Below are 19528 nucleotides of genomic sequence, written 5' to 3'. Positions count from 1 at the left end.
GTACGCGTCTGGTTGGCTGGATCCCGAATCACCGGCCGGATCCGAACAGCACCACCAGGCAAGGAACGATCATGCGGGCAGAAGTACGCCAAGTCGCCGACGCCACCTATCTCGTGCACGGCAGCAACACCAACTGGGTGATCCTCACGGACGGCGACACGGCCACCCTCGTGGACACCGGGTATCCCGGGGACCGTGAGCTCGTGCTCGACTCCCTTGAGCAGGTGGGGAGTTCGGCCAAGGCGGTCGCCGCGGTGCTCCTCACCCACGCCCACAACGACCACCTCGGTTCGGCGGAGTACCTGCACAGCGCCCACGGCACACCCGTCTACGCGCACGAGGCCGAAGTGCCGCACGCCCGACGGGAGTTCCTCCAGCAGGTGACCCTGGGCGACGTGCTGAAGAACGCCTGGCGTCCCGGCGTCCTGCCGTGGGCGGTGCACACGATCCGCTCCGGAGGCATGGAACAGCATCCGGTCGCCGCGGCCGAGGCGTTCCCGGCCGGGGGCGGTCCGCTCGACCTGCCGGGCCGGCCCGTCCCCGTGCACACTCCCGGCCACACGAGCGGGCACTGTGTCTTCCATCTCCCGGACAGCGGGATCGTGATCTCCGGGGACGCCCTGGTCAGCGGTCATCCGACCTCGCGGATCAAGGGCCCGCAGCTGCTGCCCGGCATGTTCCACCACGAACGCGCCCGTGCCGTCGCCTCGTTGGACGTCATCGAGGCGCTCGACGCGGACACCCTGCTGCCCGGCCACGGCTCCGTGCACACCGGTCCGATCCGTGAGGCGACGCAGCGCGCCCGCGAACTCGCGTTCTAGGGTCACCTCATGGCACTGCAGATCAACGCGACCAACCCCGAGCATCCGGTGCTCCTGCTGGAACTGCCCTGGGACGTTCCGCTGGAGGAGTGGCCCGAGGAATACCTGGTGCCGCTACCGCGCGGCATCTCCCGGCACGTCGTGCGCTACGCCCGCGCCGGCAGCGAGGTCATAGCCGTCAAGGAGCTGGCGGAACGGCCCGCGCTGCGCGAGTACGAGCTGCTGCGCGACCTGGACCGGCTCGGCATCCCCGCCGTCGACCCCCTCGCCGTGGTCACCGGACGCGCCGACACGGCCGGCGAGCCGCTGGAACCGGTGCTGATCACCCGGCACTTGGGCGGCTCGATGCCGTACCGCTCGATGTTCGAGACGACGCTGCGGCCGGCCACCATGCACCGGCTGATGGACGCGCTGGCCGTGCTGCTGGTGCGGCTGCACCTGGCCGGGTTCGCGTGGGGCGACTGCTCGCTGTCCAACACGCTGTTCCGGCGGGACGCGGGCGCCTACGCCGCGTATCTCGTGGACGCGGAGACCGGCGACCTGCACGCCCGGCTCAGCGACGGGCAGCGGGAGTACGACCTCGATCTCGCGCGCGTCAACATCAGCGGGGAGCTGCTCGACCTGGAGGCGTCGGGGGCGCTGCACCCGTCCGTCGACCCGATCGAGTTCGGCATGGAGATCTGCGCCCGCTACCAGGGGCTGTGGGAGGAGCTGACCCGGGTCTCGGTGTATCCGGCGGGCAAGTACCACTTCATCGAACGCCGGATCCGGCGTCTCAACGAACTCGGCTTCGACGTGGCCGAGATGCAGATCGAGCACTCCTCGAACGGCGACACGGTCACGTTCGTGCCGAAGGTCGTCGACGCGGGCCACCATCAGCGCCAACTGCTGCGCCTGACCGGCCTGGACGCCGAGGAGAACCAGGCGCGCCGGCTGCTCAACGACCTGGAGAGCTGGATGGCCACCCAGGACGACTACGCGCCGGGCGACCCGCTCGCCGCCCGTCCCGAGGTGCTCGCGCACCGGTGGGTGCGGGACGTGTTCCGGCCCACCGTGCGGGCCGTGCCCCTGGAGCTGCGCGGGTCGATGGACTCGGCCGAGATCTACCACGAGCTGCTCGAACACCGCTGGTACCTGGCCGAGCGGGCGCAGCACGACATCGATCTGGACACGGTGGTCGAGGACTACGTCACCAACATCCTGCCGAAGGTGCGGGAGAGTCTGGAGCCGGCCTCGGCGGAGTAGCGGGATCAGCCCGTGCCGGGCGCGGCCGTCGTCCCCCGGACCACGAGCCGCGGTGCGACGACCTGCTCGCCGTCCGGTACGGCCTCTCCGTCGAGGCGGGCGATGGCGCGGCCGACGGCGAGTTCCGCGAGGCGGGGGATGTCCTGGGCGACGGTGGTGAGGTCGATGTGGGCGAGCCGCGACAGGCTGGTGTCGTCGAAACCGACCACGGAGATCTCGCCGGGGACGGTGACACCGGCCCGCAGAAAGGTGTCGAGGACGCCCGTGGCGCAGCGGTCGTTGAAGGCGAGGACCGCGCTGGGCCGGGGGTTCTCCGCGAGCAGTGTGCGGGCGGCGCGCGCGCCGTCGTCCTCGGTGAGACCCCCGGGCAGGACCCGGACATGCTCGTCGAGGCCGTGTCGGTGCATCGCGGTGCGGTAGCCCCGGCGGCGGTCGGCGGCGCCGGGTGCCCGGCCGCCGTCGATGTGGGCGATGGCCCGGTGGCCGAGCGCCACCAGGTGGTCGACGGCCTGGCGGGCGCCCTCGTCGTCGGCGGTGCGGACGACGTCCACGGCGGGCGGGGCGGGCCACAGCCGCCGGGCCACGGAGACGACCGGGACCTGTGTGGCGAGGTGCGCGAGGCGGGTGGCCGGGACCTCGGGGCCGAGCAGGACGAGGGCCTCGCAGCGGTCGGCGAGCAGCGCCTCCACGGCCTGCCGCTCACCGCGCGTGGGCGCGACCGCGCTGAGCGCCACCTGGTAGCCGGCGGGCTCGGCGGCGGCGTAGATGCCCTCGACCAGGTCGGTGTGGAAGGGATGGCGCAGTCCGAACTGCACGCCGAGCAGCCGTGAGCGGTTGCTGCGCAGCACCCTGGCTCGGGTGTCGGGCCGGTAGCCGATCTCCTCGGCGGCCTTGAGAACCCGCTCCCGGGAGGCGGCGCTCGCGCCGTAGGCCCCGCGCATCACGATCGAGACCAGCGCGACGGAGACGCCCGCCCGGGCCGCGACATGGGCCAGGGTGGGCCGCTTGCCGTCGGGGACCGCGGGGGTGGCCGGCACGGATGTCCTTCCGGTCGAGGGGCACGGTCGAGGGGTCGTCGCCTGCCGAGATCCTAGCTGCTCGACAGGGTTCTGCAACGTTCTAGAAGCATCCGGGGCGAAGGCTTGACACACGCATCCGGTAGTGGCGTACTACTGCCATCTAGAACGTTCTAGAAGCGCAGCTGGAAGGGCGAGCGATCATGTACACGTTGGCGGTCTGTGCCGAGATGGTCTTCCGGGACCTGCCGATCCACGAGCGGGCGCGGCGGATCCACGAAGCCGGTTTCCAGGTCGAGATCTGGGACTGGACCCGGCACGACCTGGACGCGCTCACGCGCACCCCGGCCGAGTTCTCGTCGATGACGGGCTACATCCGGGGCAGTCTCACCGACGAGGCGGGCGCCGCCGAACTCCTGCGCACCGCCGAGGAGTCGGTCAAGGCGGCGGATCAACTGGGCTGCCCTCGCCTCAACTTGCACGGCACAGGTCTGAACTCCGAGGGTCTGCCGGTGGTTCCGGTGCGCGGTGAGCCCACGGGCCCGATGTGGATCGCCGCCCACCGCACCCTGACCCGCCTCGCCGAGCTGGGCGAGAGCGCCGGTGTCACCTTCACGCTGGAGAACCTCAACGCCGCGGTCGACCACCCGGGCGTCCCGTTCGCGACAGCCGCCGACACCCTGGCCCTGGTCAAGGCGGTGGACCGGCCCGGCCTGCGGATGAACCTGGACCTCTACCACGCGCAGATCGGCGAGGGGAACCTCATCGAACTCGTCCGCAAGGCACACCGGTTGGGCCTGATCGGCGAGATCCAGGTGGCGGACGTACCCGGCCGTCAGGAGCCCGGCACCGGCGAGATCAACTACCCGGCGATCGCCCGCGCCCTCGCCGACATCGGCTACGACGGCACGGTCGCGATGGAGGCCTGGGCCTCGGACGACGACAGCGAACGCGCCCTGGACCGCTTCCGCACCGCGTTCACGATCTGACCCGCCACCACCTGTCACAAGGCCTCACGGAGGACCCCCATGACCACCCGACTGCCCCTCTCCGTCGGCCTGGTGGGCGCGGGCCGCATGGGCTCCTTCCATGCCGAGACCCTCGCCCGCCGACTGCCCGGCGTCCGCCTCGCCGCCGTCGCCGACCCGGTCCCCGGCGCGGCACGCGGCCTCGCCGACCGGCTCGACTGCGCGACGGCGTACACCGAGATCGCCGACCTCTTCGCGGACCCGGCGGTCGACGCGGTCGTGATCGCGACACCGGCCCTCACCCACGCCGACCTGGTCGAGGCGGCGGCACGCGCGGGCAAGGCCGTGTACTGCGAGAAGCCGATGGCGACCACCCTCGCGGACGCCGAACGCGCCATCGCCGCCGCCGCCGAGGCGGGCGTACCGCTCCAGGTCGGCTTCAACCGCCGCTACGACGCCGGGTTCCGGGCCGCGCACGACAAGGTGGCGGCGGGCGCGATCGGCACCCCACAGCTGCTGCGCTCGCTCACCCGCGACCCGAAGCTGGCCGACCCCTCCCCCATCCCGCCGTGGACGATCTTCCTGGAAACCCTCATCCACGACTTCGACACCCTGCGCTACCTCAACCCCGGCTCCGAACCGGTCGAGGTCTTCGCCATGGCCGACGCCCTGGTCCGCCCCGACTTCAAGGACCGCGGCCTCCTCGACACGGCCGTCGTCACGATCCGCTTCGACAACGGCGCCCTCGCCACCGCCGAGGCCAACTTCCAGGCGGTGTACGGCTATGACGTGCGCGGCGAGGTCTTCGGCTCGGCGGGCATGCTCACGATGGGCGACATCCGGCGCACCCATCTGACGTCCTACCGCGCCGACGGCATCGCGGCCGAGACGATCGCCTACGACCAGGACCTGTTCCACGAGGCGTACGTCGCCGAACTCGCCGACTTCGCCGACAGCGTCCGCACCGCCCGCACCCCGTCGGCCACCGGCGAGGACGCCCGCGCCGCGCTGACGATCGCGCTGGCGGCCATCAGGTCGGTGGAGAAGGGCGTCCCCGTACGCATCGAGGACATCTGAGGTCAGGCAGCGGGCACGACCGCCACCGGGCACTCCGCGTGGTGCAGCACCCCGTGCGCGACCGAGCCGATCCGCGCGCCCACCGCCGTACGGTGGGCGCGCCGCCCGACGACCATCAGCTGCGCCCGCCCGGCCACCGACAGCAGCACCTGCCCCGCGCTGCCCATCTCGATGTGCTCGACGACGGGCACGTCGGGGAAGCGCTCCCGCCACGGCTCCAGCGCCTCGGCGAGGGCCTTCTTCTCGTACGGTTCCAGTCCGCCGGCCTCGTCGAGGAGCTTCATGGAACCCGGGCTGTAGGCGAACACGGGCGGCAGGGTCCACGCCCGCACGGCCCGTACGGTGGCACCACGCGCCGCCGCCGTCTCGAAGGCGAAGCCGAGCGCGGCGGCACTGTCCTCGGGATCGCCCTGCTGCCCCACGACGATCTCCCGCCCGGCGGCCTCCCCCGACGCCTCGTCCCCGGCGCGCACGAGCACGACGGGCCGTACGGCGTCGGCGATCACCTGCTGCCCGACGGACCCGAGCAGGAAGCCGACGACGGCCCCGTGCCCGCGCGATCCGAGGACCAGCAGTTCGGACTGGGCAGCCGCGGCGGTCAGGGTGTCGACGGGATCGCCCTCCAGGACGTCGGTGGTCACGTCCAGGCCGGGGTGGCGTTCGGCGAGCGCCCGGGCGGCCTCGGCAGCCGCGTCCCGCACCCAACGGTCCTGGGTGTCCCGGCCCCCGGTCTCGAGGGCATGGTGCTCCTCGTACCGCCACACATGCGTCACGCGCAGCGCCAGCCCCCGCCGTACGGCCTCCCGGCCCGCCCAGGCGAGCGCGGCGAGACTCTCCGCCGATCCGTCGACCCCTGCCGTGATCGGGCGTGTCATGCGGGTGGCCTCCCTGTGTCGCGGTCATGTGTGCCGGCCCAGTCTTCACCACCTGGCCCGTGGTGAGGCCGGTGGACCTGAAGGGGAACGGGTTCCGTGTGTTCAGCTTCCGGCGTAGCGGAGCCCCCCGGCTCGGGCGTAGCGGAGCACACCGGGGCGATCGACCATACGATGGTGGGGAGCCGGCGCGGTGACAACGGCGCCGCCGTGCCGTGAAGCCGACCACTCGGGGTGGGAGACGTATGGCACAGGCCGCCGAAGCCGCGCGGACCGTCATTTTGACCGTGGACGACGATCCGGGAGTTTCCCGTGCCGTCGCCCGTGACCTGCGGCGGCGCTACGGCGAGTCGTACCGGATCGTGCGCGCGGAATCCGGTGAGTCCGCGCTCGACGCACTGCGCGAGCTGAAGCTGCGTGGGGATCTCGTCGCCGTGATCCTGGCCGACTACCGCATGCCGCAGATGAACGGCATCGAGTTCCTGGAGCAGGCCCTCGATGTGTATCCCGGCGCGCGTCGGGTGCTGCTGACCGCGTACGCGGACACGGACGCGGCGATCGACGCGATCAACGTCGTGGACCTCGACCACTATCTGCTCAAGCCCTGGGACCCGCCCGAGGAGAAGCTCTACCCGGTCCTGGACGACCTCCTGGAGGCCTGGCGGAACAGCGACTACCGTCCCGTGCCCGCCACCAAGGTGGTCGGACACCGCTGGTCGGCGCGCTCCTCGGACGTGCGGGAGTTCCTGGCCCGCAACCAGGTGCCGTACCGCTGGTACTCGGCGGACAGCCCGGAGGGGCTGCGGCTGCTGTCGGCCGCCGGGGAGGACGGGCAGCGGCTGCCGCTCGTCATCACCGCCGACGGGTCGGTGCTGGTCGAGCCGGAGGCACCCGAGCTGGCGGCCGAGGTGGGGCTCGCGACCACACCGACGGCCGACTTCTACGACCTCGTCGTCATCGGCGGTGGCCCGGCCGGGCTGGGCGCGGCCGTGTACGGGGCCTCCGAAGGGCTGCGGACCGTCCTTGTGGAGCGGTCGGCGACCGGTGGGCAGGCCGGGCAGAGTTCGCGGATCGAGAACTATCTCGGCTTCCCGGACGGGGTGTCCGGGGCTCAACTCACCGAGCGGGCACGGCGGCAGGCCGCCAAGTTCGGCGCCGAGATCCTCACCGCGCGCGAGGTCACGGGGCTGGAGGCCAACGGGTCGGCGCGGGTGGTGCACTTCGCGGACGGTTCGGCCGTCGCCGCGCACGCCGTGATCCTCGCGACCGGTGTGTCGTACCGGCAGCTCCAGGCACCCGGCACGCCCGATCTGACGGGCTGCGGGGTCTACTACGGCTCGGCGCTGACCGAGGCCGCCTCCTGCCAGGGCCACGACGTGTACATCGTCGGCGGCGCCAACTCGGCGGGCCAGGCGGCGATGTACCTGGCCCGGGGCGCCAAGTCGGTGACCCTGCTGGTGCGCGGGCCCTCGCTGGCCGCGTCGATGTCGTACTACCTGATCCAGCAGATCAACGAGGCGGAGAACATCTCCGTACGCACCGGCACCGTCGTCGACGCGGCGCACGGCTCCGACCATCTGGAGCAGCTCACCCTGCGCGACACGGAGACCGGGGCGACCGAACTCGTCGACGCGCAGTGGATGTTCGTGTTCATCGGCGCGGCCCCGCTGACCGACTGGCTGGACGGCGCGGTGCTGCGCGACGAGCGCGGGTTCATCCTGGCCGGGCCCGACCTCAGCGCGGACGGAAAGCCGCCCGCGGGCTGGGAGTTGGACCGGTCGCCGTACCACCTGGAGACCAACATTCCCGGCGTGTTCGTGGCGGGCGACGCGCGCGCCGAGTCCGCGAAACGCGTCGCGTCCGCCGTCGGAGAGGGAGCCATGGCCGTGATGCTCGTCCACCGCTACCTGGAGCAGTCATGAGCGGAAAGGTGCTGCCCTGCAGCCCGCAGGAGATCGGCACGCTGTTCCTGTTCGAGAAGCTGACGCCGGAGCAGCTCGGCAGGCTGTGCTGCGACGGTCAGGTGGAGCAGTTCGAGGCCGGGCCCGTCTACACCGAGGGTGATCCCGCCACCTGCTTCTACGTCATGATCGAGGGCACCGTCGTGCTCTCGCGCCGGGTCGGCGAGGACGACGTGGAGGTCGCGCGCACCTCGCAACGCGGCGTCTACACGGGCGCGATGCAGGCCTACATCGGGGACCGGGTGCAGCAGGTGTACCTCAACTCGATGCGGGTGACGGAGACTACGCGGTTCTTCGTGCTGCCCGCCGAGACGTTCGCGGCCATCATGAGCGAGTGGTTCCCGATGGCGGTCCATCTGCTGGAGGGGCTCTTCTTCGGCCAGAAGAGCAGCCAGTTGGCGATCAGCCAGCGTGAACGGCTGCTGGCGCTGGGCTCGTTGTCGGCCGGGCTGACGCACGAGCTCAACAACCCCGCCGCCGCTGCCGTCCGGGCGACGTCGACGCTGCGGGAACGGGTGGCGAAGATGCGGCACAAGCTCCGCGTCATCTCCTCCGGCCCGTACTCGCGCGAGGATCTCGCCAACCTCATCGACATCCAGGAGCGCACGGCCGAACGGGTCGCCAAGGCACAGACGTTGAGCCCGCTGGAGGCCTCGGACCGCGAGGACCAGCTCACCGACTGGCTCGACGACCACGGTGTCACGGAGTCCTGGCAGATCGCGCCGACGTTCGTGCAGGCCGGTCTCGACGTCGAGTGGCTGGACCAGGTCGCGGCCGCCGTGGACGAGGAGATCCTGCCGGGCGCGATCGGCTGGCTCAACTACACGGTCGAGACAGAGCTGTTGATGACGGAGATCGAGGACTCCACGACCCGCATCTCCAACCTCGTGGGCGCCGCCAAGCAGTACTCGCAGCTGGACCGCGCGCCCTACCAGGTCGCCGATGTGCACGAACTCCTCGACAGCACACTGCTGATGCTCGGCGGCAAGGTCGGCGACAGCATCAAGGTCGTCAAGGAGTACGACCGTTCACTCCCGAAGATCCCGGCCTATCCGGCGGAGCTCAACCAGGTGTGGACGAACCTGATCGACAACGCGGTCTCCGCCATGAACAGCACGGGCGGGGAAGGCACGTTGACCGTGCGGACGGCGCTGGTGCGCGATCAGCTGATGGTGGAGTTCCGTGACACGGGGCCCGGTGTGCCGCAGGAGATCCGGAGCCGTATCTTCGATCCGTTCTTCACCACCAAGCCGGTGGGCGAGGGCACGGGTCTCGGTCTGGACATCTCCTGGCGGATCGTCGTCAACAAGCACCACGGCACGCTCCAGGTGGAGTCGGTACCGGGCGACACCCGCTTCCAGGTCCTGCTCCCCCTCACCGCCACGGACAACGAGACGCCCGAGGAGTCCGCATGAACGACATCACCGGAATCGACACCGGCGTCCCGCCGAGCGGCGCGGGCTGCGTGGAGTGCGACGCGGCCCAGGGCTGGTGGTTCCACCTCCGGCGGTGCGCGCAGTGCGGTCACGTCGGCTGTTGCGACGACTCCCCCGCCAAGCACGCCACGGCCCACTACCAGTCCACGGGCCACCCGTTCATCCAGAGCTACGAGCCGCGCGAGGACTGGTTCTGGAACTTCACCACCTCCGAGCTGTACGACTCCGGTCCCGAACTCGCCGCCCCGGTGAGCCACCCCGCGGACCAGCCGGTGCCGGGTCCCGCGGGACGCGTCCCGGCGAACTGGGCCGAGACCCTGCGCTGAAGCCTGCGCTGAACCGGACCGCCGGGCGGGAGTCGGCTCCTGCCCGGTGGCCAGGTGCGTTGTCAGTGACGCGTGCCAGGATGGGGGCGTGTCGCAATCCGTAGCAGCAGCGCCGCTCATCGGCCGGGACGAGGAGGTCGCCCGCCTCGCCGGTGTGCTGGAGCGTGCCCGCGCGGGCACGGCCGGGGCGGTGCTGATCGCCGGGGACGCGGGCGTCGGCAAGACCCGGGTCCTGGACGAGATCGCCGGGCGGGCCGCCGACGCCGGGATGACCGTCCTCACCGGGCACTGCGTCGACCTCGGTGACGTGGGGCTGCCCTATCTGCCGTTCACCGAGATCCTCGGAGCGCTCGCCGACGACGACCGTTTCGCCGCCGCTCTGGCCGCGCATCCGGCGGTCGACCGGCTGCTCGGCGCCGGCACGGACGCGGCCCGTGACGCGGGCGGCCGACTGCGCCTCTTCGAGGGCATCGCCGGACTGCTCGCCGACCTCTCCGACATCGCGCCCCTGCTGCTGGTCCTGGAAGACCTGCACTGGGCCGACCAGTCCTCCCGCGACCTGCTCCGCTTCCTGCTCAGCCGGGGCATCCTCCAGCGCCCGGCGGGCGGGGCGCCCACCCACCGCCTCGCGGTCTTCGCGTCGTACCGCGCGGACGACCTCCACCGCCGCCATCCCCTACGACCCCTGCTCGCCGAGCTGGTCCGGCTGCCCGCCGTGGAGCGCCTGGAGCTGCGGCCCATGGGGGACGCGGAGGTCGCCCGGCTGGTGCGCGCGCTGCGCACGGGCCCGGTGCCGGACGGCACGGTCCGCCGGATCGTCGAGCGCGCCGAGGGGAACGCCTTCTACGCCGAGGAGTTGCTCGCGGCCACCGACATGGAGGCGGGCGGGGTGCCGAGCGGTCTGGCCGACGTCCTGCTGATCCGCTTCGAGCAGCTCTCCGACACCGCCCAGCAGGTGCTGCGCACCGCCGCCGTCGCGGGTCGCCGGGTCGAGTACGACCTGTTGCGGGACGCGGTCCAACTCCCGGAGGACGAGCTGGAGTCGGCACTCCGGGAGGCCGTCGAGCGGCAGCTCCTGGTCCCCTGGCACGGCGACACGTACTCCTTCCGGCACGCCCTCGCCCGCGAGGCGGTGTACGCGGATCTGCTGCCCGGCGAGCGCTCCCGGCTGCACGGCTCGTTCGCCCGCCTCCTCGCCGGACGCGGCCACCCCGCCGAGAGCGCGGCCGAGCGCGCCCACCACTACCGCGAGAGCCACGACCTGGCCGAGGCCCTGGCCGCCTCCCTGGAAGCGGCCGACCACGCCGAGCGCGTGGGCGCGCCCGCCGAGGAGCTACGGCATCTCGAAACCGCCCTCGACCTGTGGCGGTCGGTCGACCCGGCGGCCCGGCCGTCCGGCGAGGGCATCGACAGCGTGACCCTCACCCTGCGCGCCTCCGCTGCGGCGGCGCACGCCGGGGACGCGCACCGCGCGGTCTCCCTCACCCGGTCCGCGCTCGCCGGGATCGGCCAGGACACGGACGCCGAGGTGGCCGCCCGGGTCCGCTACACGCTGGCCGGCAATCTCATGGGCGTCGACAGCCTCACCGCCGCGTTCGCCTACAGCAGCGAGGCGCTCGCGATGATCCCCGCCGAGCCGCCCTCGCGGACCTGGGTGTGGGCTGCGGCCACCCATGTACTGACGGCACGTCAGGTCGGTGAGGACGAGATCGCGCTGCGGGTCGCCCGGCAGGCCCTGCGCATCGCCGAGGAACTCCAACTGGTCGACGCCCGGGCCGATCTGCTGATCTCGCTGGCCACGCTCGAAAAAGGCGGCCGACGCACGAAGGAGGGCCGCGAGCGGCTCGCCCAGGCCCGCGAGCTGGCCCGGCAGGCCGGGCACGCGCCCGTGGAGATGCGCGCCCTGTTCCATCTGGCCATCGGCAACTTCGAGTCCGGCCACCTGGAGGAGTCCCTGCCCTGGCTCACCGAGGGACTGGACCGGGCCCGTCGTGCCGGGCTGCTGTCCTCGCCGTACCCGCTGGAGATGCGCTACCTCCAACTCCTGGTGCTGTACACACTCGGTCGCTGGGACGAGTGCGAGAAGGCCGCCACGAGCGACGCGAATGTGTTGCCGCGCATGGGCGGCTTCACCATGGGACCCGCGCTGTATGTGGCGCTGGCGCGCGGCGACTTGAGGGCCGCCGACCGGGCGCGTGCCCTGCTGGAGGGGCCGTTCGACTGGATGGCCTCCATGGTGGCGGGCATCGCGCTGACCGACGCCGGCGGCCTGCGGGACGATCCGGAGGCGGCCGTGGAGGCGATGCGCGCGGCGGTCGCGGCGCTCACCGACGACTCCGGCCGGCGTCCCGACCTGACGGTCCGGCTCGCCGCCCTCGCCCTGGCCCCGGTCGCCGACCGGGCCGCCGCGCTGCGGCTGACGGGCGACGAGGTGGGGGTGCGGCGCTGGACGGAGACCGCGACGGAACTCGTCGAGCTGGCGCGGGCCGTGGCGCAGGAGGGCGACGGCCACCGCCCGCAGGGGCCGGAAGGAATGGCGTGGCTGGCGCGCGCCGAGGCGGAGTGGACGCGGGCGACCACGGGACCGGACGCGGCGGCCTGGGAGAAGGCGGTGACCGCGTTCGACTACGGCGATGTCTATGAGCGGGCGCGCTGCCGGTTCCGGTTCGCCGAAGCCCTGTTGGCGGCCGACCGGCGCGAGGAGGCCGCCGCCCAGGCACGTGCGGCCCGGGAGACGGCGGCCCTGCTCGGTGCCGCGCCCCTGCTCGCGCGGCTGGACACTCTCGTCCGCCGTGGCCGCCTCGGCGACCCGGCGGCGGACGGCGGGGACGCCGGGGAGCGCCCCTCGCCGCTGACGGCCCGCGAGCAGGACGTGCTGCGGCTGCTCGCGCTCGGCCGCAGCAACCGCCAGATCGGCGAGGAGTTGTTCATCACCGGCAAGACGGCGAGCGTCCATGTCTCCAACATCCTCGCGAAGCTGGGCGCCGCGAGCCGTACGGAGGCGGTGGCGATCGCCTACCGGCAGGGTCTGATCACCCCGGAGGCGACGGCGTCCGGCTGAGGTTCACCGGTCGCAGTCGAGACCGGCGAGGTCGACCGCGTCGGCCATGGCCTGCATCCCCTTGTCGTTGGGGTGCAGATGGTCGCCGCTGTCGAAGAAGGGCAGCATCCTTTCGTGGTCGTATGGGCTGCGGAGGATGTGGTCGAAGTCGTTGACGGCGTCGAACTCCCCGCTGTCCCTGATGAATTGGTTCACCTCCTGACGTACCGCCTCGCCCGCCTGATCCCATTCGGACCAGCCCTCGAACGGTCCGACGGTGGCGCCGACGACACACTTCCCGGCCGCGTGCACCCGCGCGATGATCTCGCGGTAGCCGGCGATCAGGCCCTGGGCGGTGACGCCGCTGTGGGCCTTGATGTCGTTGACGCCTTCGAACAGGAACACCGTGCGGACGCCGGGCTGCGACAGGACGTCCCGCTGCAGCCGGTTGAGGGCGCTCTGTCCGGCGCCGTCCGAGAGCACCTTGTTGCCGGAGATCCCTTCGTTCGCCACGCCCTTGACAGTCGTGTCGGCGCGTTGGAGCCGTCGGGCCAGGTAGTCGGGCCAGCGCCGGTTCTGGTCGGTCGTGCTCGCCCAGCCGTCCGTGATGGAGTCGCCGAGGGCGACCACGGCGCCGGTGTCCGCGGCCGTCCGTACGGTGACGGCGTCGAGGTAGTACCAGGCGCCGATGGTGTCGGTCCAGGCGGTGCCGCTCTCCTCGGACGTGTGGTCGCCCTGGGTCGCGTACGACGTCTGCATGGCGAGTCCGTGACCGGTGGCGGGGCCCGCCGCGTCCGGGCTGTGGATGCTGACCACCAGGTTGGTGGCCGCGGGCAGTGCGCCGGTCAGCGGGTCGCTGTAGGCGGTCGCCCCGGCGGGGACGGTGATCGACCGTCCGCCGCCGAAGGTGAGCCGCCGGTTGGAGCGGGGCACCAGCGTGGCGCCCTCCTTCTGCACTCCCGCGTAGACGCTGTCGAAGGTCACCGGCCGGTCGCCGAAGGCGTTGGAGAGCCGGATCCTCAGCTCACCGCCCGCGACACTGGTGTGCACGACCATGCGGTAGCCGCGGTCGGCCGCTCCGTCGCCCATGTGGTCGGCGCTCGCACCCCAGGTGACGACGGTGTGCGAGCCAGCCGAGGCCGTCGCTGCCGTCCCTGCTGTCGCTGCTGTCGTTGCCGCAGGGACGGTGGGCTCCGGCCGTGCCTGTGCGGGCACGGCCTGGAGAGCCACGGCCGTCATCAGGAGAGCGAGCCCACGGCTTAACCGTGCCCGTCCGGCCGTCACTGCGCGAAGTCCCGCAGTGTGACGGACGCGCCCGGTGTCAGCCGCACCGTCTGGGTGGTGGTGCCGAAGGCCACTGTCGTGGTCCGGCCGTTGACGCTGCGGATCTTCACCTCGGTCGGCTTCCCGTTCTTCCAGTGGAGGTCCACGACGAAGCCGCCGCGGGCGCCGACACCGGTGACGGACCCGGACGCGGCCCACGCGTCGGGGAGCGCCGGGAGGAGTTCCAGATGCCCGGGGCGGGAGTAGAGGAGCATCTCGATCATCGCGGCGGGGGTGCCGAAGTTGGCCTCGATCTGGAAGATGCCGTTGCCCACGTCGACCTGGTAGATGTCGAAGAGGTTGGAGGCGGTGCCGTTGCTGCCGTTGGTCGACGGGCGGAGGTTGTTCACGACCAACTGGTACGCCTTGTCGGCGTTCTTGAGCCGCGACCAGCACAGGCTGCGCCAGGCGTTGGCCCAGCCGAAGCTGTCCATGCCGCGGGCGGTGAGCAGGGCGGTGGCGCCTTCGACGATGTCCTTCGGGGTGGAGCCGTCGGGGCGGATGCGGTCGCCGGGGAAGAGTCCGATGAGCGGGGACAGGTGCCGGTGGGTGGTCTCGCCGAGGTTGTCCGGGGACATCCACTCCTCCAGCCAGCCCGTCTTGGGGCTGACCACCGGGAGGTACAGCTTCTTGCGGAGCCCGGCGATCGTGCCCGCGTAGCCGGTGTCCTTCTTCAACTCGGCTGCCGCGACGCAGTAGTTGCCGAACAGCGCCCACACCAGTTCCTGGGCGTAGGTGATGCCCTTCGCGTCGAGCGGACCCTGTTCGGGCGACCAGTCGCTGTCGGCGATGAGCACCTCCTTCGAGGTGCCGGGCAGCGTCGTGGTGAGCAGCCGCGCCTCCCAGAACTCGACGGCGCCCTTGAGGAGCGGGTAGATCTTCGCGAGGTGGGCGCGTGAGCCCGTGAACTCGTAGTGCTCCCAGAGGGTGTTGCTCAGCCAGGCGCTCCCGGCCGGGTGCCACCACCAACCTCCGCCCCCGTAGGGGTTGGTGGAGATGGCGACGGTCCAACCGGCGTTCTTCCCGCTGGAGTTGCGGTAGCGGTTGCGGGGGTCGTTGAAGAGCCTGCGGGTGACGTCGGTCCAGTCGGGGAGCTGGGCGACGCAGTAGTCGGTGAACGCGTCGAAGCACTGGGAGAGTCCGGCGCGGTCGGCCATCCAGTAGTTCATCTGGATGTTGATGTCGGTGTGGTAATCGCCCATCCAGTCGGGGTCGTTGCCGTCGAGCCAGTTCCCCTGGAGGCCCATCGGCAGGCTCCCCCGGGAACCGGCGATCATCAGATACCGGCCGAACTGCAGGTAGGAGGCTTCGAGTTCGGGGTCGGGCACGCCGTCGAGGGCGCGGGCCTGGATGCGCTCCCAGGTGTCCAGGGCGCGCTGGTCTGCGGACGAGGTGCCGAGCGAGATGCCCAGCTGCCCGAACAGGGCGCCGTGGTCGGCGACATGGGTGTGCAGCAGGGTGGCCGCCGTGTGCTTGGCGGCTGCGGCGACCTTGGTGCGGGCCAGTTTCTGCGGGTCGAGGGACGGATCGCGGTAGTGGGCCTTCGAGTTGGGCGCGTAGTTGGTGCCGCCGCTCAGTACGACGGTTACGTCCTTGCAGCCGGAGAAGGCGACGCGCGAGCCGTTGACCGTGACGCTGCCGCCGCTGCCGTAGGCGGTGACGGCGGCGCCGTAGCGCAGGCCGTTGGCGAGTGTGCCGCCGAACGAGCGGGCGTCCGTGGCCGGTTCGCCGTGCGTGCCCGCGAGGTCGACGGTTCCGGTGTAGCGTCCGCCGCCGTTCTGGGTGAAGTGCAGGACGATCACGTCGTCGGGTCGGCTGGCGAACAGCTGCCGCTGGTACGTCACTCCGGAGCGGACGTACGACGTGGTCGCCACGCCCTGTTCCAGGTCGAGGGTGCGGCGGTAGCCGTTGACCGCGCCCAGGTCGTGGTCGGGGATGTCGACGGTGAGCCGGGCCAGCAGGGTGAGGGAGCCGAAGTCGGCGCGGCCGTAGGGGAACTGGCCGTCCGAGTCGAGGGTGTCGTTGAGGCCGCCGGTCCACATGGTGGCGTCGGTGACGAGGAGGACCTCGTGGCCGGGGTCGTTGCTGGCGAGAGCGCCGAGCCGGCCGTTGCCGACGGGGAGGCCCTGCTCGATCATCGAGCTGTCGTCGGCGGGGGCCTGCCACCACAGGGTGTTGCGTGAAGGGCCGCCGCTGTAGGTGGAGTTGGCGGGTCGCTCAGGGGCGGCCGAGGCGGTGAAGGCGGGCAGGCCGGCGAGGGCGCCGGTGGCCGCGGCGAGGGCGAGGACGTTGCGTCTGGGCAGGTCGAACGGTGCGCTGGACATGGGTGTCTCCGAAAAGGTCGGCTCAGGAGGAGGACTTGGGCACGTCGATCCGGTCGATGTCCGGTGCGTAGCTCGAACCGCTGTCGAAGGTGATGGTGTTGGCGCCCGCCTTCAGGGTCACCGGGACGCTGACCGTCCCGACGGTCCCCCAGTCGCCGGTGGACGGGAACTTGTGGCTGATGGCGCCGTTGCCGTTCGAGGAGATCGCCACCGAGCGGGAGTCGCCGCTGACGTAGGCGATCTTCACCTGGTAGATACCGGCCTTGGCGGCGACGACGTTGTTGATGGTGAGCTTGCCGCCGAGGTAGAGGTTGCCGACCTTGTGGGCGCCCGAACAGGCCGAGCAGTCCGCGATGTTGGCGTTGCCGCTCAGGGTGTTGGTGGTGGCCTCGGCCTCGTAGGCGGTCGAGGTGACGGCGCTGCCGTGCGGGGTGACGGTGAAGAGGCGGGAGCCGTGGGCGGGCAGGGCTTCGGTCACCTTGTTCGTGAAGGAGCCGAGGTCCTCGTGGTTCCAGAGGTCACGGACGTCGGCCTTGCCGGTGAAGCCGAGGGTCGTCCAGTTCGCGGAGACGGCGGCGGGGGCACTGGCGAGGTTGAACAGGGCGACGGTGTAAGTGCCGTTGGGGTTCTTGGCGGCCCACACCTGCTGGGAGTCGGACGGGGTGACGGGGCGGGCGGGCGGCGCGTCGCTCTGGTCCACGGCGATGACCTCACGGTTGGTGAGGAGGGAGAGGCCGTAGTCGTCGAGCTGGGTGAGGTCGTCGCCGGTGAACAGCGGGGACTTGGCGACGGCCCAGAGGGTGGCGTAGCTCTGGCGTTCCGCCTTGGTCAGGCCGTCCATCTTGCCGTTGCCGACGTCGAGGGAGTCGAGGTCGTTCCAGCCGCCGGGGCCAGCCTGGCCGGTCCAGGCGGGGGCGTCGTCCCAGCGGTCGTCGACCGAGTTCTCCCAGCTGACAAGGGTGTTGCAGTAGCACTCGACGTCGGTGTCGATGCGCCAGCCGTTGGAGTACTTCTTCCAGTCGGCGGCGTGCCCGTAGTCCAGGGACCAGGAGAGTTCGAGGTGGATGGGGCGTCCGGTGGCGGTGATGGCCTTGTTCCAGGCGGCCACATCGGCAACGTTGTCGTATTGATCGCCGCTCTTGCCCGAACCGGGGCCGACACCGTCGAGCTTGAGGAAGTCGTAGCCCCAGCCGGCGATCAACTGGGCCTGCGAGTCGATGTACTTCTGGGCGCAGGGCCGCGAGAAGTCGATCTTGTACGCGCTGTCCCAGCCGTTGGTGGTGCGCAGGTCGCTGTAGACGATGTCGGCGGTGGTACAGCCGTCGGCGTTCCAGATCGGCGTCTTACCGTCGCCGTAGGCCCCCTTCTCCAGGCCGGCGGGCAGGTAGATGCCGGCCTTGAGGCCCTTGGAGTGGATGCGGTCGGCGACGGCCTTCATGCCGCTGGGGAAGCGGACCGGGTCGGCCTTCTGGCGGCCGTACTCGTCGAATCCGGACTTCCAGGTCTTGTCCATCCACCAGCCGGCGTCGATGTTGACGTGGTCGTAGCCGTACTGCTTCAGCTTGCCGGCGAGCGCGTCCGTCTGCTTGTTGACGTTCGCCTCGGTGAGGTAGCTGTAGTCGCCGTCCGGGTTGAGGCCGGGGTACTTGGACGACTGCATGCTCCAACTCGACCAGCCCATGTAGGGCTTGGCCGCGACGGTGGGTGCGGTGTCGGCGTGCGCGGTGGGGAGGTGGGTGGCGAACCCTGCGGTGAGGGCCAGGACCACCATGGCTCTCAGGGCGCGAACGGGCGTGAGGGAGTACATCGTCGGGCTCCTCGTGCGGGTCGGAGGGGGATCGTGCGGGCTAGTCGGCGGCTCGGATGAAGGACTGGATCGCGGTGGCGGCGGCGCCGCGCGCCCACTCGTCGAAGGGCAGCGGGCGGGTGCGTACGTCGCAGCGGGCGGCGGAGCCGAAGGCGGCCTCGGCGAAGGAGTCGCGGATCTGTTCGGCGAACAGGTCGTAGGCGGCGAGGCCTTCGCCGGAGATGATCACGCGTTCGGGGCCGAGCAGGTTGGCCACAGTCGCGATGCCCCGGCCGATCGCCTCCCCGGCCCGCGCGTAGACCTCGCGGGCGCCGGCGTCGCCCCGGTGGGCGAGGGCCACGGCTTCCGAAGTGTCGGCGACCTGGACCCCCGTCACCTCGCGGACGCGGGCGACGATCGCGGCGTCCCCGGCGATCGCCTCGACGCAGCCGCGGTTGCCGCAGTGGCAGCGGGGTCCGGCGGGATCGACGACGACATGGCCGATCTCGCCCGCCACTCCGTGGGCGCCGGCGACGACCCGGCCGTGCACGACCAGTCCGCAGCCGATGCCCGCGCCGACGGTCACCACGGCGAAGTCCGTGAGACCGGCGCCGGCGCCGAACCACTGCTCGGCGACGGTCAGCGCGCGCACGTCGTTGTCGACGGTGACGGGCAACCCCGTTGTCATGGCGGCCAGTTCGGCGAGCGGTACGTCACGCCACTCCAGGAACGGCGAGTAACGGACGACCCCTTCGCCGCGGTCCACGTCACCGGAGACCGCGAGGCCGAGGCCGACCACCTGGATGCCCAACTCGTCGGCCTCGGTACGGAGTTCCTGCGCCAGGTCCGCGATCGAGGCCAGCACCGACCGGGGTTCGCGGTCGGTCAGCGGCACATGGCGGGCGACCCGGATGCGGCAGCACAGGTCGGTGAGGACGCCGATGATCTCGTCGCCGGTCACCTTGACCCCGATGAACAGCGCGCGCCCGCCGTCGACCCGGACGAGGTTCGCGGGCCGCCCCAGCGCCGGGGGCGCGTCCTCGTCCGCGCCCTCCGCCAGATACCCCGCCTCGATCAGCGGCCGGACCGCCTTCGTCACGGCCGCCGCCGACAGCCCGGCCCGGCGGGCCACCTCGAGCCGGGTGAGGGGGCCGTGCGACAGCACAGTCGTGAAGACCTGTGAGGCGGCGGGCGTGTGAGCCGGGAACGACTCCGTGTGGGGGATCAAGCGCATGGCCGGAACCTAGATGCCTTCTTTTCCGTCGTCAATGAAAGAAGCAGGATTCGTTCGGACCAAGTTGACGGAAGGTCTAACGAAGCCGCCCGCGGCCGG

The 19528-nt window shown here is 71.5% G+C and carries 14 protein-coding genes; 8 read left to right on the top strand and 6 right to left on the bottom strand.

Translation table 11 applies throughout. The features are described from left to right. Window positions 1–71: 71 nt before the first annotated feature. Both JHN45_RS00125 and JHN45_RS00120 read left to right on the top strand, forming a co-directional pair. On the top strand, window positions 72–821 hold the full coding sequence (locus JHN45_RS00125) for an MBL fold metallo-hydrolase (RefSeq protein WP_201047493.1): 750 nt from the start codon (window positions 72–74) through the stop codon (window positions 819–821). A 9-nt stretch (window positions 822–830) separates the two neighbouring features. Continuing rightward, window positions 831–2066, top strand: coding sequence for a DUF4032 domain-containing protein (locus tag JHN45_RS00120; protein ID WP_201047492.1), 1236 nt, complete (start codon window positions 831–833; stop codon window positions 2064–2066). Window positions 2067–2071: 5 nt separating this feature from the next. On the opposite strand, the gene JHN45_RS00115 is transcribed toward JHN45_RS00120, so the two are convergent. Continuing rightward, window positions 2072–3103 carry a LacI family DNA-binding transcriptional regulator gene (locus JHN45_RS00115; RefSeq protein WP_201047491.1) on the bottom strand — a complete coding sequence of 344 codons (1032 nt, stop codon included), beginning with the start codon at window positions 3101–3103 and terminating at the stop codon, window positions 2072–2074. 182 nt (window positions 3104–3285) lie between these two features. Between JHN45_RS00115 and JHN45_RS00110 the strand changes: the two genes are divergently transcribed. After that, the gene (locus JHN45_RS00110) at window positions 3286–4071 is read left to right on the top strand and encodes a TIM barrel protein (protein ID WP_201047490.1); all 786 of its coding nucleotides are present in this window, start codon (window positions 3286–3288) and stop codon (window positions 4069–4071) included. A gap of 39 nt (window positions 4072–4110) precedes the next feature. After that, window positions 4111–5127, top strand: a complete 1017-nt coding sequence (locus tag JHN45_RS00105; RefSeq protein ID WP_201047489.1) for a Gfo/Idh/MocA family oxidoreductase — start codon at window positions 4111–4113, stop codon at window positions 5125–5127. Window positions 5128–5129: 2 nt separating this feature from the next. Here the strand turns inward: JHN45_RS00105 and JHN45_RS00100 are convergent, their stop codons facing one another. Further along, the gene (locus JHN45_RS00100; protein ID WP_201047488.1) at window positions 5130–6002 is read right to left on the bottom strand and encodes a universal stress protein; all 873 of its coding nucleotides are present in this window, start codon (window positions 6000–6002) and stop codon (window positions 5130–5132) included. 242 nt (window positions 6003–6244) lie between these two features. On the opposite strand from JHN45_RS00100, the gene JHN45_RS00095 reads away from it, so the two are divergent. The 4 genes from JHN45_RS00095 (at window position 6245) to JHN45_RS00080 (ending at window position 12783) form a co-directional block, all read left to right on the top strand. Continuing rightward, window positions 6245–7921: an FAD-dependent oxidoreductase gene (locus JHN45_RS00095; RefSeq protein WP_201047487.1), complete on the top strand. Its 1677-nt coding sequence runs from the start codon at window positions 6245–6247 to the stop codon at window positions 7919–7921. Continuing rightward, the gene (locus JHN45_RS00090) at window positions 7918–9375 is read left to right on the top strand and encodes an ATP-binding protein (protein ID WP_201047486.1); all 1458 of its coding nucleotides are present in this window, start codon (window positions 7918–7920) and stop codon (window positions 9373–9375) included. The genes JHN45_RS00095 and JHN45_RS00090 overlap by 4 nt, the downstream gene beginning before the upstream one ends. Beyond that, entirely contained in the window at window positions 9372–9722 is a 351-nt protein-coding gene (locus JHN45_RS00085) for a UBP-type zinc finger domain-containing protein (RefSeq protein WP_201047485.1), read from the top strand. Before JHN45_RS00090 ends, JHN45_RS00085 begins: the two co-directional genes overlap by 4 nt. A gap of 88 nt (window positions 9723–9810) precedes the next feature. Next, window positions 9811–12783 (top strand): helix-turn-helix transcriptional regulator, encoded by a 2973-nt coding sequence (locus JHN45_RS00080; protein WP_201047484.1) that lies wholly within the window; start codon window positions 9811–9813, stop codon window positions 12781–12783. A gap of 3 nt (window positions 12784–12786) precedes the next feature. Here JHN45_RS00080 and JHN45_RS00075 read toward each other — a convergent pair whose 3' ends face one another. From JHN45_RS00075 to JHN45_RS00060, 4 genes are read right to left on the bottom strand one after another with little or no spacing between them, the layout of a single operon-like run. Beyond that, window positions 12787–14001, bottom strand: coding sequence for an SGNH/GDSL hydrolase family protein (locus tag JHN45_RS00075; protein WP_236583015.1), 1215 nt, complete (start codon window positions 13999–14001; stop codon window positions 12787–12789). Between the two features lie 41 nt (window positions 14002–14042). Then, window positions 14043–16409: a glycoside hydrolase N-terminal domain-containing protein gene (locus tag JHN45_RS00070; RefSeq protein ID WP_201047482.1), complete on the bottom strand. Its 2367-nt coding sequence runs from the start codon at window positions 16407–16409 to the stop codon at window positions 14043–14045. Between the two features lie 22 nt (window positions 16410–16431). Then, window positions 16432–18216, bottom strand: a complete 1785-nt coding sequence (locus JHN45_RS00065) for a CBM35 domain-containing protein (protein ID WP_201047481.1) — start codon at window positions 18214–18216, stop codon at window positions 16432–16434. Between the two features lie 40 nt (window positions 18217–18256). Further along, window positions 18257–19429 (bottom strand): ROK family transcriptional regulator, encoded by a 1173-nt coding sequence (locus JHN45_RS00060; RefSeq protein WP_201047480.1) that lies wholly within the window; start codon window positions 19427–19429, stop codon window positions 18257–18259. Between the last annotated feature and the right edge of the window lie 99 nt (window positions 19430–19528).

It is taken from the genome of Streptomyces sp. MBT53 (assembly GCF_016654115.1).
Taxonomy (GTDB): domain Bacteria; phylum Actinomycetota; class Actinomycetes; order Streptomycetales; family Streptomycetaceae; genus Streptomyces.
The sequence above is the reverse complement of the archived record's forward strand: the minus strand, read 5'-3'. Positions and strand labels throughout refer to the sequence as shown.

Coding starts and splice junctions, on each gene's coding strand:
- JHN45_RS00125 (WP_201047493.1), top strand. CDS start 72: ATGCGGGCAGAAGTACGCCAAGTCGCCGACGCCACCTATCTCGTGCAC.
- JHN45_RS00120 (WP_201047492.1), top strand. CDS start 831: ATGGCACTGCAGATCAACGCGACCAACCCCGAGCATCCGGTGCTCCTG.
- JHN45_RS00110 (WP_201047490.1), top strand. CDS start 3,286: ATGTACACGTTGGCGGTCTGTGCCGAGATGGTCTTCCGGGACCTGCCG.
- JHN45_RS00105 (WP_201047489.1), top strand. CDS start 4,111: ATGACCACCCGACTGCCCCTCTCCGTCGGCCTGGTGGGCGCGGGCCGC.
- JHN45_RS00100 (WP_201047488.1), bottom strand. CDS start 6,002: ATGACACGCCCGATCACGGCAGGGGTCGACGGATCGGCGGAGAGTCTC.
- JHN45_RS00095 (WP_201047487.1), top strand. CDS start 6,245: ATGGCACAGGCCGCCGAAGCCGCGCGGACCGTCATTTTGACCGTGGAC.
- JHN45_RS00090 (WP_201047486.1), top strand. CDS start 7,918: ATGAGCGGAAAGGTGCTGCCCTGCAGCCCGCAGGAGATCGGCACGCTG.
- JHN45_RS00085 (WP_201047485.1), top strand. CDS start 9,372: ATGAACGACATCACCGGAATCGACACCGGCGTCCCGCCGAGCGGCGCG.
- JHN45_RS00075 (WP_236583015.1), bottom strand. CDS start 14,001: ATGACGGCCGTGGCTCTCCAGGCCGTGCCCGCACAGGCACGGCCGGAG.
- JHN45_RS00070 (WP_201047482.1), bottom strand. CDS start 16,409: ATGTCCAGCGCACCGTTCGACCTGCCCAGACGCAACGTCCTCGCCCTC.
- JHN45_RS00065 (WP_201047481.1), bottom strand. CDS start 18,216: ATGTACTCCCTCACGCCCGTTCGCGCCCTGAGAGCCATGGTGGTCCTG.
- JHN45_RS00060 (WP_201047480.1), bottom strand. CDS start 19,429: ATGCGCTTGATCCCCCACACGGAGTCGTTCCCGGCTCACACGCCCGCC.